We start from the raw sequence: 11677 nt of genomic DNA, 5'->3' as shown, positions 1-11677 counted from the left end.
CTCACCGAACAAAAAAGAAAGACATATAAGGAAAATAGTACAAATTTATCAATTTGCATAAAAAATAAAAAGAAGTGGTAGATTTAATAAAAAATTCTACCACTTTGTCAACAGCCTGACCTGCATAAGCAGGTTCTTTTTATTTAAGTCCGTATTTTTTATTGAATTTTTTTACACGTCCATCAGCACTAGCAAATCTTTGTTTTCCTGTATAGAATGGATGACAATTTGAACATGTATCAACACGAATTTCGTTTAATACTGATCCAGTTTCAAATTCAGCACCACAAGAAGTACAAACGACTTTTACTTTTTTATAATCTGGATGAATTCCTTTTTTCATTTTTCATTTCTCCTTCCGCCTTGAAATATTTGCTACTTCAAAGTAAGTTGCTCAATTATAATATCATTTCTTGACGATAAAAACAATAGTTTTTTTATTTTTTATTCATCAATATGATATCTTGTAATATGTGCTCCTAATGTAATTAATTTATGATCAATGTTATCATACCCTCGATCAATATGATAAACGTTTGTAATTTCAGTTCTTCCCTCAGCAATAAGTCCAGCAATAACCAAAGCTGCACCACATCTTAAATCAGTAGCCTCAACTCTTGTTCCATGCAATGGTGTTGGACCATGAATCACACTGGCAGCTTCTTCTAAATCAATATGAGCTCCCATTTTATTAAGCTGTGGACAATGTTTAAAACGTTCAATATAGATTGTTTCTTTCACATGCGAATCACCCTGTGCCTGTGTTAAAAGTGTTGTTAAAGGTTGTTGTAAATCTGTCGCAAAACCAGGATAAATCTGCGTTTTAACATTAACTGGTTTTAAAGCATCATCTCGACCATAAACAACAATACTATCTCCTACAACATCCATTTTAATTCCCATTTCTTTTAACTTTGAAATTAAAGCTTCTAAGTGTTGAGGAATAATATTTTGAACAATAACCTTTTCACCCGCCGCTGCAGCAATAATCAAGAATGTTCCAGCTTCAATACGATCAGGAATGATTTCATGAAAAGTTCCACTCAAATGATCAACTCCATCAATCGTAATTGTATCCGTTCCTACACCTCTGATTTTTGCTCCCATTTTTGTAAGCAAATTGGCAACATCAATAATTTCAGGTTCTTTCGCTGCATTTTCAATGACTGTTTTTCCTTGAGCATGCACTGCTGCCAACATAATGTTGATTGTTGCTCCAACAGAAGCAAAATCTAAATAAATAGAATTTCCTACTAATTCTTCTGCTTCTAATAAATACGTATCATCTTCATATGTGATTTTTGCTCCTAAAGCTTCAAATCCTTTTAAATGAAGATCAATAGGACGTGGTCCTAAATAACATCCTCCAGGCATTTTAATTTTGACTCTTTTATATTTTCCTAGTAATGCTCCCATAAAATAATAAGAAGCTCTTAACTTGTTCACTGCATCACTTACTAAAGGTATATCTTCCATATGAGTTGGATCTACTTTAATACGTTCTCCATCTATTTCTACATCACATTTTAATTCTCTTAAAAGTGTTGCTAGAGCTGCAACATCTGAAATTTCTGGGACTCCTAATATTTCTACTGGTCCATCTGACAAAACTGCTGCCGGAATCAATGCTACTGTTGCATTCTTTGCTCCGCTAATTCTTACTGTTCCATTTAATTTATATCCACCATCAATCGCAATTACTTCTGCCATGTGTTTATTTCCTTTCTACTTATTTATATATATCTAATCAATATTTATGACACTATTTTTCTTTTTAATGAGATTATACACATTTATATCGTTAATATCAAAACAATTTCAAAAAATTTTTCGACTTCATTATATCATTCAAATGGATATATCACAATCTTATTTCATATTTATTTCTAATAAAATATCTCTATTATATTAATACTTTTATAAATCATTTTATTGCATTTATTTCAAAAAAATCTTTACACTTTATTTGAGAGTGCTATACTTATAGTATAGTCAAAAATGGTCCGTTGGTGAAGTGGTCAACACACTAGGTTCTCATCCTAGCATTCAGGGGTTCGAAACCCCTACGGACTACCAGTAGAAATCAAAAAAGTCTGATAAAATGGACTTTTTTTTCATTTTAAAAGCACCTGCGACACTCATACGACACTCATTTAGAAAAAAACATAGTTTATGACTTCTTATTTATATTCATCACAATTATAATAGACATTCTAAATCCCCCCAATCTTTTCAACATGCGTCTTGATCGTTCATCATTTTTTTACTAGCAATATCATCAAAATCCATTATGCATTCGGTAATATCTTTTGTGTTATCTAACTTTATACTATTATTATTTATACAGCATCTTTGAGCATTAACACATCTCAATATATAATCAATCATGCTCATATCATTTTCTAATGCATCATTCATTATTTTTTTCTCTTCTTTACTGACTCTTAATTCAATTCTTTCTTTTTTCATCATATTACATCTCCTCACATTTTATCCCTAGTATGCATTTTTGTCCGTACATATTCAATATATACAGATATATTCACATATTATTATCTTGATTTTAATAATAATATATTTTTATATCTACTGATTTTTAAATATAAAAAGAAAAAATAAAAGGAGTTAAAAAAACAACCCCTAACATATTATTTTACTTTCAATTTTAATGATGATTTAATAAATACAGCTTCAGTAATTGTTATTAGTTTATTATTATCATCTATAATATACGAAAAAGCTAGTGAACGTATATAAAACGACCTTACAATATCATTGTTATGAATAACTGGATATAATCTAGGATTTTCTTTTAAAACATTTATTTTTTCCTGTAATTCATCTTTGATTCTCATTCTATTTTCTAATAAAAACATACTGACTTCTGCAGAAACAATAACCTTATACACATTAAAGCCCTGATTCTTCCAAAATAGTAAAAAATTCTTCTTCAGTATGTGTTTTTATTTTTCCTTCTTTGATGAGCTTATATTTTTCTAAAGTTCTATTCTCAAATTCTTCATCAATACTATCATTATAAATTTTTATCATTTTTGTTAATAAATCTGTAGGTATTTTAGAAATACCATTAGAAGTTGGAAAATCATTTACATTCAATTTAGAATCCATGAATATCACCTCTGCTTATAATATACCATAATATCAAAGAAAAATATACTCTTAAATTAGAGATAAAACATATGACATTGAATATCAAGGAAATATCTTTTTTTATCCACATATTTAGAAACTGTATTTATTATAATATCATTAGTATATATCCAATTAAATTAAAAAGAATTGAAAAAATATTTTTAAGTCTATATTAAAAGTAGTTAAAATTAAAAATTTACATATTAATTTACGACACTCATTTAAAAAAACATAGTTTATGACTTCTTATTTATGATGATTATTTATATAAGTATAAAAGCAACTTAATTGACGTTCAAAAATACATTAAAAATATTCCTCCAATCATAATGTCGTCTAGGAATAAAATTTCATTTTTCAATTGACGTATTTTATCATTCTTTTAATTTACACTATCATTCTTTGTGGCACACTAGAAGTGGGAACTATATGAGTAAATAAAAATACTCAAAGAGAAAGAGAACTACGCCAATAGGACTTTAAATAATTGAAGGGTCCAGATTTTAATCATTGACCTTTAAAACATCTATAAATACTAAAATGATAATATGTATATTTCATTGCGAAAATAATTTTTTGCTCATATAATAAAGAATAGAGATTATAAAATCAATCTATATGAAATGAGATTTGACACTCATATCATTTATAATTTAAATTAAAAAAAGAATCACGAATGATTCTTTGATAACTCTATGGCTGGGGTACTTGGATTCGAACCAAGGAAATGTCAGATTCAGAGTCTGATGCCTTACCACTTGGCTATACCCCAATCACAAAATCTATTATATATCTTTTTTTTAAAGGAGTAAAGAAAAAAATGAAAATACGCACACGTTTTGCACCTAGTCCTACTGGCTACATGCATATTGGTAATTTAAGAACAGCTTTATATTGTTATTTAATCGCCAAAAAGAATAATGGGGACTTTATTTTAAGAATTGAAGATACTGATCAAAAAAGAGAAGTCAGTAATGCCAGTCAATTGATATATCAGACTTTAGAAGAAACAGGTCTACATTATGATGAAGGTCCTCAAATGGGTGGTCCTTATGGACCATATATCCAATCACAAAGATTAGATATTTATCATCATTATGCTCAAGAATTAATTCGTAAAGGTGGTGCTCATTATTGTTTTTGTTCAGATGAAATCAAAGAACAAGATCCTTGTATTCATTTAAGTGATGAAGAAATTCAACAAAAGATTCAAAATGGTACTCCTTATGTTATTAGACAAACCATTCCTCAAACAAGTATAACGAGTTTTGATGATGAAGTCTATGGACATATTGAAGTCGAAAACAAAACCTTAAATGAAGGTATTCTCATTAAAAGTGATGGCTATCCTACATATAATTTTGCAAATGTTATTGATGATCATCTCATGAACATCACTCATGTTGTACGAGGAAACGAATATCTTTCCAGTACTCCTAAATATAATCTGATTTATCAGACATTAGGTTGGGATATCCCCACTTATATTCACCTTCCTACCGTCAATAAAGATGAAACACATAAATTAAGTAAACGTGATGGTGATGCATCTTATTATGATTTAAAAAATCAGGGTTTTTTAACTGAAGCTATTATGAATTATATTGCACTTTTAGGATGGGCTCCTGAAGGTTGTGAAATCTTATCTTTAAATGAATTGATTGAACAATTTGATATTCATCATATTTCTAAAGCTCCTGCTATTTTTGATATAGAAAAATTAAAATGGATCAATGGTATGTATTTACGCAATATGCCTTTGCAGGATTTTCATAAACTTTTATTACCACACTATTCTTTTATTCATCAATCTGTTCATTTATTAGAAGTCTCTCGTGTCCTACAACCTCGTTTACTTCAGGTCAATGATGCAATCATTCAAGAAACATTAGACTTTATCAATCAGGCATATCCATTTGATATTCAAGTCTATTCTCATAAAAAATTTAAAACAAATCCTGAAAAATCACTCAATGCTCTCTTATTAGTACAAAACCATTTGCATGAAATATCAGATTTTCAAAATGATGAAAATATTCTTCAATTCTTTATCAATCTTGCTAAAGAAAATGGTATGAAAAATGGTCAAATCATGGAACCTGTCAGAGCTGCCTTAACTCATAAACGTTCTAGTGCTGGTGGTGCCGTTGAACTAGTCCACATATTCGGAAAAGAAGAAACATTGAAACGTCTGAATCAAGCTATTCAAAATCTTAAAGATTCTCTATAAATACAGATAATTCATTTACTTCACAGATAATCTTTCAATAATATGAACACTTAATAACTCTGTGGTTGGAATATAATCCTTTCTTTGAATACGATCAACCAGTCTGTGTACAGCCTCTTTTCCCATACTTTCTTTTTGAACTTGTAATGTTGTTAAAGGGGGAATCATTTTTTGTGCTAAAGGTATGTCATCAAATCCTGTTACTCCAATATCATCAGGAACTTTCAAACCTAATTTTGTTAAGGCCTGTATAACTATAAAAGCATTTGAATCATTAGCACAAATAAGTACTTCAGGTAATTCTTTCGATTGTAAAAGAGATACAATACAATCTATCTGATGGTGAAGAATGTACTTTTCAATATTTTCTAAAAAAGAATATTTATGAATATATTGTTCATCACAATACCCATTGATCAAATGATGATGAATAAGCGCTTCCTTATATCCTATAAAGCGATCTTGAAAACTCAAAGAATAGTTCAAATCACCAAAAAAGCCAATCTTTTTGTATCCTTTTTGAATAACATAGTTTGTAATCATATACCCACCTTGTTTATTATGAGTGAGTATACAATCACAAGCATCATACAATGAAGTAAAATCAACTAATACAATTGGTATTCCTGGATTTTTTAATGTTTTTAGATTTCCAGAAGAGATTTTTCCAACAATCAAAATACCTGCTACTTTTCTTTCTAAAATACATTCAGGGATATCCATATTGGCATCTTCAAAATAGTGCATAATGGAAGAATAGCCTAAAATCTTAGCCTCTTCTACAATAGATTTTAAAACAATGGAATAAAAATGGCCTGCATCTGCATAATAACTTTGCATCATAATACATATATTTGATCTAGAAAAAACAGATAAATATTTTCGCTTTTCATTAATATATCCCATTTCATCAGCCGTACGTAAAATAAGCAAACGCATTTGATCACTCACACCTGGTTTATCATTTAAAGCAATGGATACAGCATTAATCGAAATATTCAATTTTTCAGCGATATCTCTCATTGTTACCTTCATCTTTAATTCCTCTTATTCTCATTATTATTTTCATTATATCTTTTTAAAAATATTTTATAATTGTTTTTATCTTTTATAGTATATCATTATCAAATAGAAAAAACCATGTCGTTATGATATGATGTCCGCCCTTAATAAAATACTGTTAAGGGCGGTTACCATATCAGTTATAACATGGCTTTTTTATAATTCTTCTCCATTTGTTTCAATGACATGTTTGTACCAATCAAAAGATTTTTTCTTCATTCTTTTCATATCTTTTAAATCATTATTTTTACGATTGACATAAATCATCCCATATCTTTTATTCATATTAGCACGGCTGCTTAAAATATCAACTGGTCCCCAGACAAGATATCCTCGACAATCTACACCTTCTTCAACTGCTTTTTTCATTTCTTCAATATGCTTACGCATATAATCTATACGATAATCATCAATGATTTCACCATTTTCATTGATTTCATCATCACAACCAAAGCCATTTTCAACTACATAGATAGGCATTTCATAACGATCGTATAATTGACGTAAAGTAATTCTTAATCCAACAGGATCAATTGACCATCCAAAATCAGACATTTCCAAATATGGATTTTTCTTAATTACAACATCATTGACATTTGTTAAACTTTGTTCTCCATAATGAGAAATTGTAGACATATAGTAACTAATAGATAAATAATCAGTTTTTCCTAATTTTAAAATATCAAAATCACCATCAAGAATTTCAGGCATTGTTCCTTCATTTTTCATATTTGCATAGTAATAAGAATTATAATGTCCTCTTGCAAATACATCTAAGAAAACATAAGCTTCACTTTGTGCTTTCATACTTTCAAGTGTATCTAAAGGATGACAAGTTTCAGGATAACTTTGAACAACAGTGGCCATTCCCATGACTTTTCCACCTTTTTGGTGAATATAATCATTGACTAAACTATGTGCAATCAAAGTATTATGCATAATTTGATTATCAAATGTTTGTGGGTTCATCCCTTCAGGACATACTCCACCAAAAAACATTTTAGGTCCTTTTTGAAGAATACCATTTTGTTCATTAAAAATAATCCAATAATTAACTTTATCATTATATCGATCTACAATTTTTTTGCATAATTCCACAAAAATATCAACAACTTTTCGACTTGCAAAACCATTATATTTTTCTTGTAAATAAACTGGCATTTCAAAATGATATAAAGTTGGAATAGGTTCCATTCCTCTTTCTTTTAAGGCATCAATAAATTCATCATAAAATTGGAAACCTGCTTCATTATAAGTATTTTCATCACTCATCAATCTAGACCAGTCTATAGAAAAACGATAAGCATTAAATCCCATTTCTTGAAATAAGTCAAAATCTTCTTTATATCTATGATAACTATCAATACCATCTTTAAAATCTGAGAAATCACCTGTTACAGTTAAATCACAGACAGCTGGAACTTTTCCTCCTTCCTGATAAGCTCCTTCACTTTGATGAGCAGTGACTGCCCCACCCCATAAAAAATCTTTTCTTAACATCGTTCATCCTCCTTTATTTTACTTTTATTTTTTCATCAATTTACTTGAAATTCAATGAAAAATAACTTGAATTTTTAATAAAACTATCTTGTATAATTAAACATTTTCCCATCATATTTTTCATTCAATGTCTGTTGACTGGTAAAAACACACGAAAAATTATCATGAAAAACATGAAATGAATCCAATGGCTTGACTATGTCTAAGATTTTTTGATTGATTTCTTGAGATATACCCGTTTGCTGGCAAGCTTCACATTGCTCATCTGTTTTATAGAAAACATGAACTTGATCAAAAATAATTTTGATTTTCCATATATATGGTCTATGAATATTTTGTATTTCTTTTTGTACCTGGTTTAAAATTCTTTTTCTTATTTCATCTTCCAATGTATCATAACTGATAATCGAAGGACACTTTGTAGATATATGATGTTTTTGACAAAGTAATAAGAATTGTTCACGAATTTTCTGTTGCTTTGTTTCATCAAAATTTATACCATTCTTCATTTTTTGTTGATCATCATGATTCCATAATATGAGTTTCAATCTGGATTGATTATCATGTGTCTGATCATAAATAAAATCATAAAGTTTTAATTGAAAAACCTGCTCAAACCATTGTTCAAATTCTAATAAAAATAAACTTTTCTGTTCTGGATGACACAGTAAATTGAATGCATGTTGATATTGTTGTTCATTTAAAAGCATAAAAACACCTCTTGTCTATTATACAACAAAGAGATGTTTTTATCTCGATTTTATTTATTTTTAGTCTAAACTCTTTGACATAATAACAAACAAATCTCTTAATTTTGAACATGATGATGAAACGTTGGAGAAGTTTCATCCAATACCTGAAAAACATATCCCTGCTCAATGAGATAATCTAAAATATCTGGCAGTGCCTTGACAGTATTTCCTTGTGTTCCACTATCATGCATCAAAAACATAATATCTTCTCGATTCCCAATTTCTTCAATAGCTTTCTTTTTAAGACCGTCTACCGTTTTAATCCCTTCTCCATCACCATTAATAGAAGTCCAATCATAATATTGATATCCTAAATCAATAACCTTTTTTGTTAAACGTGTCATGATACCATCATTATATTTCTTAGAAACAAGATTACTGGAACCACCTGGAAAACGTATAAAATTCACATTCATTCCAATTTGTTGATAAACAACATCCTTAATTTTATTTAAATCACTTATATAATTTTTTAAAGAACTATAAATATATTCATAATCATGACTATATGTGTGCAATCCTATTGTGTGCCCTTTTTGATATGCTTCTTTAATATAATGAAAATCTTTAGGGGAGGTTCCTGTCACAAAAAAAGTTGCTTTAATATGATATTGATCTAGAATTTCTAGAATTTCTTTGGTATTTGATGATGGACCATCATCAAAGGTTAAATAACACGTTTTCTTCCCATCACTTAAAGCTTCACGATTATCATATTGACTTAAAACTTCAATCTTTCTTATAAATGTATCCTCATTACCCGATTGATCCTTAACATGATAATAAACTTCATATTCACCAATTTTACGAATATTCAATTTAGAATCATCAATGGTTAATACTGGTGAATCATCATGATCATCTTTAACAATGACATCTTTTTTTAAATCAATTTCATCTCCAATCAATAATGTAATGGGTGTCAAACCACTCACTACTGGTGGCTGTTCATCTTTTGCCTGAACTTGTACATAGGCACTTTTCTCTGATTTATTTCCATAACTATCTTCCACAACAACTACAACTTTATAAGTTTTCACTTCATGAAAAGTATAATTTTGTTGAAAATAAACTTCTGTTTTAGAATCATCACGAATGTTTTTAACCAATTCTTTTGCATATATTGTTTCATCTTTCAAAATTGTCTTATTTTGTGTTTCAAATTGTGGAGGTAACATATCATCAACATAAACAATTAAAGTAAAAACTTTTTGATGATAAGAATAGACTATTTTATATTGACCAAGTTGACTATTATCAACTTGATTATCAATCTTGATTTCATCTTCTTCGATATGTGAAAGTTTTTCAATATATTGTAGCGGTTCAACTTCCTGATATAATGCTAAATGAATTTCTTTATCCACAAAAGTTATACGTGGCTGTAAAAATAGATAAACAATTAAGACAATCAAACAAAATACAAAAGTATAAAAAAAGACTTTTTTCATATGTATCACCAAGATACTATATGAATGAAAAGTCTTTTTTAGTCCTCCTGTTGAAAATATTCTTCAATGATTTGTCTTTCACTAAAAGGTAATGGTTCTTCATCCAAAATCTGATAATCTTCATGCCCTTTTCCTAGACACAAAATAATATCATGAGCTTCAGCATGCTCAAGAGCATAATGAATGGCTTGTTGACGATCTTCTATAACAATATATTCCCCATTTTCTTTATTGATCCCCTCAATAATATCCTGACAGATTTTTTGTACTGATTCGCCGCGTGGATTATCTGCTGTTAAAATAGAGAAAGCATGATATTTTGCGACAATTTCTCCAGCTCCATAACGTCTATGCACATCTCTATGTCCACCTAATCCATAGACACAATAAATACGGTGAGGATGATATTCACTCATAGTCGATAAGATACTATCAAAAGATAACGCATTATGTGCATAATCAATAAAAACTGTATATGGACGAGGAACTGGTACCATTTCTACACGTCCTTTTACACTGACTTGTTTTAAAGCTTCTTGGATATAAGGAACATCTATATCTAAAAGATGACATATCATAATTGCGACTAATGAATTATAGACACTAAATTTTCCAGGTGTATTCGTTTGAAATGATGCTGAAATGACACCATTTGTATCAAATGTCACACCTAATATATTATCTTGACGATAAAGATTGATGTTGCAAGCCTGTAAATCACTTTCCTGATCTATAGAATAAGTTTGAATCTGACAGTGAGCACGATCTATCATATCTAAATAATGTTCATCATCCTTGTTGAATAAACCAATGCGACACATTTGAAACAATTGTTTTTTACATGACATATAATGTTCAAAAGAGCGGTGCTCATTTTCACCAATATGATCAGGTGATAAATTCGTAAAAACACCTATATCAAAATCAATACCTGTTACACGGTCTAACATAAGTCCCTGTGATGAAACTTCCATAACACAATATTCACAACCAGCTTCTACCATTTCATGCATTAATTTTTGCAGTTCAAAAGATTCAGGTGTGGTATTCTTTGTTTTCCTAAATTCACCATTTACAATAGAACCAATTGTTCCAATAATGCCGACTTTTTTATGAGCTTTTTCTAAAATAGAAGCCACCATATAAGATGTTGTTGTTTTCCCTTTAGTTCCAGTAATCCCGATGACTTTCATTTGACGACTTGGATGATGAAAGAAAGCACAAGAAAGTAACGCTAAAGCCTTTCTTGCATTATCAACTAATAAATAAGTGATTCCTTCCTGATATTCCACTGGATGTTCAATCACAATAACCTTTGCACCTTTTTGAATAACCTGATCAATAAAAGAGTGTCCATCAACCTTTGCGCCAGGAATACAAACAAATAGACTGCCTGATTGAACTGTTCTGGAATCATAATCTATTTGTGAAACTTCCTCATCTAAATGTCCTTGAATGAACTGATAATTCATTTCATCTAGTAATTCATTTAATTTCATTTTCCTCACCATTCCTCATTTGATATCTAT

The 11677-nt window shown here is 29.4% G+C and carries 11 protein-coding genes and 2 tRNA genes; 2 read left to right on the top strand and 11 right to left on the bottom strand.

Annotated elements, in window-relative coordinates:
* Positions 1 to 139: 139 nt before the first annotated feature.
* Both rpmE and B5E79_RS09885 read right to left on the bottom strand, forming a co-directional pair.
* Positions 140 to 343: a 50S ribosomal protein L31 gene (rpmE, locus tag B5E79_RS09890; protein WP_087297895.1), complete on the bottom strand. Its 204-nt coding sequence runs from the start codon at positions 341 to 343 to the stop codon at positions 140 to 142.
* Positions 344 to 444: 101 nt separating this feature from the next.
* Positions 445 to 1710: a UDP-N-acetylglucosamine 1-carboxyvinyltransferase gene (locus B5E79_RS09885; protein WP_087297894.1), complete on the bottom strand. Its 1266-nt coding sequence runs from the start codon at positions 1708 to 1710 to the stop codon at positions 445 to 447.
* Between the two features lie 290 nt (positions 1711 to 2000).
* Here B5E79_RS09885 and B5E79_RS09880 point away from each other — a divergent pair.
* Positions 2001 to 2076: transfer RNA gene (locus B5E79_RS09880), tRNA-Glu, on the top strand.
* Between the two features lie 156 nt (positions 2077 to 2232).
* On the opposite strand, the gene B5E79_RS09875 is transcribed toward B5E79_RS09880, so the two are convergent.
* The 4 genes from B5E79_RS09875 to B5E79_RS09860 form a co-directional block, all read right to left on the bottom strand.
* On the bottom strand, positions 2233 to 2472 hold the full coding sequence (locus B5E79_RS09875; RefSeq protein ID WP_087297893.1) for a hypothetical protein: 240 nt from the start codon (positions 2470 to 2472) through the stop codon (positions 2233 to 2235).
* Between the two features lie 176 nt (positions 2473 to 2648).
* Positions 2649 to 2909, bottom strand: coding sequence for a hypothetical protein (locus B5E79_RS09870; RefSeq protein ID WP_143746781.1), 261 nt, complete (start codon positions 2907 to 2909; stop codon positions 2649 to 2651).
* A 1-nt stretch (position 2910) separates the two neighbouring features.
* Positions 2911 to 3129, bottom strand: coding sequence for a hypothetical protein (locus tag B5E79_RS09865; protein ID WP_087244803.1), 219 nt, complete (start codon positions 3127 to 3129; stop codon positions 2911 to 2913).
* 720 nt (positions 3130 to 3849) lie between these two features.
* Positions 3850 to 3925: transfer RNA gene (locus tag B5E79_RS09860), tRNA-Gln, on the bottom strand.
* A 48-nt stretch (positions 3926 to 3973) separates the two neighbouring features.
* On the opposite strand from B5E79_RS09860, the gene gltX reads away from it, so the two are divergent.
* Complete coding sequence (gene gltX, locus B5E79_RS09855) at positions 3974 to 5383, top strand: glutamate--tRNA ligase (RefSeq protein ID WP_087297891.1); 1410 nt, start codon at positions 3974 to 3976, stop codon at positions 5381 to 5383.
* A gap of 15 nt (positions 5384 to 5398) precedes the next feature.
* Here gltX and B5E79_RS09850 read toward each other — a convergent pair whose 3' ends face one another.
* From B5E79_RS09850 to B5E79_RS09830, 5 genes are all read right to left on the bottom strand, one after another.
* On the bottom strand, positions 5399 to 6418 hold the full coding sequence (locus tag B5E79_RS09850; protein WP_087297890.1) for a LacI family DNA-binding transcriptional regulator: 1020 nt from the start codon (positions 6416 to 6418) through the stop codon (positions 5399 to 5401).
* Positions 6419 to 6601: 183 nt separating this feature from the next.
* Positions 6602 to 7945: a glycoside hydrolase family 1 protein gene (locus B5E79_RS09845; RefSeq protein ID WP_087297889.1), complete on the bottom strand. Its 1344-nt coding sequence runs from the start codon at positions 7943 to 7945 to the stop codon at positions 6602 to 6604.
* Positions 7946 to 8028: 83 nt separating this feature from the next.
* Positions 8029 to 8655: a hypothetical protein gene (locus B5E79_RS09840; RefSeq protein WP_087244807.1), complete on the bottom strand. Its 627-nt coding sequence runs from the start codon at positions 8653 to 8655 to the stop codon at positions 8029 to 8031.
* A 98-nt stretch (positions 8656 to 8753) separates the two neighbouring features.
* Complete coding sequence (locus B5E79_RS09835; protein ID WP_087297888.1) at positions 8754 to 10148, bottom strand: polysaccharide deacetylase family protein; 1395 nt, start codon at positions 10146 to 10148, stop codon at positions 8754 to 8756.
* Between the two features lie 38 nt (positions 10149 to 10186).
* Positions 10187 to 11647 carry a UDP-N-acetylmuramoyl-L-alanyl-D-glutamate--2,6-diaminopimelate ligase gene (locus B5E79_RS09830; protein ID WP_087244809.1) on the bottom strand — a complete coding sequence of 487 codons (1461 nt, stop codon included), beginning with the start codon at positions 11645 to 11647 and terminating at the stop codon, positions 10187 to 10189.
* Between the last annotated feature and the right edge of the window lie 30 nt (positions 11648 to 11677).

It is taken from the genome of Massilimicrobiota sp. An134, assembly GCF_002160815.1.
GTDB classification, from domain to species: domain Bacteria; phylum Bacillota_I; class Bacilli_A; order Erysipelotrichales; family Coprobacillaceae; genus Allocoprobacillus; species Allocoprobacillus merdigallinarum.
Note: the sequence above shows the minus strand (reverse complement) of the source record. Positions and strands in the feature narration are given on the sequence as shown.

Bases quoted from the DNA above. Each gene is read 5' to 3' on its own strand.
- gltX (WP_087297891.1), top strand. From the start codon at position 3,974: ATGAAAATACGCACACGTTTTGCACCTAGTCCTACTGGCTACATGCAT.
- B5E79_RS09885 (WP_087297894.1), bottom strand. From the start codon at position 1,710: ATGGCAGAAGTAATTGCGATTGATGGTGGATATAAATTAAATGGAACA.
- rpmE (WP_087297895.1), bottom strand. From the start codon at position 343: ATGAAAAAAGGAATTCATCCAGATTATAAAAAAGTAAAAGTCGTTTGT.
- B5E79_RS09875 (WP_087297893.1), bottom strand. From the start codon at position 2,472: ATGATGAAAAAAGAAAGAATTGAATTAAGAGTCAGTAAAGAAGAGAAA.
- B5E79_RS09865 (WP_087244803.1), bottom strand. From the start codon at position 3,129: ATGGATTCTAAATTGAATGTAAATGATTTTCCAACTTCTAATGGTATT.
- B5E79_RS09845 (WP_087297889.1), bottom strand. From the start codon at position 7,945: ATGTTAAGAAAAGATTTTTTATGGGGTGGGGCAGTCACTGCTCATCAA.
- B5E79_RS09835 (WP_087297888.1), bottom strand. From the start codon at position 10,148: ATGAAAAAAGTCTTTTTTTATACTTTTGTATTTTGTTTGATTGTCTTA.
- B5E79_RS09850 (WP_087297890.1), bottom strand. From the start codon at position 6,418: ATGAAGGTAACAATGAGAGATATCGCTGAAAAATTGAATATTTCGATT.
- B5E79_RS09840 (WP_087244807.1), bottom strand. From the start codon at position 8,655: ATGCTTTTAAATGAACAACAATATCAACATGCATTCAATTTACTGTGT.
- B5E79_RS09830 (WP_087244809.1), bottom strand. From the start codon at position 11,647: ATGAAATTAAATGAATTACTAGATGAAATGAATTATCAGTTCATTCAA.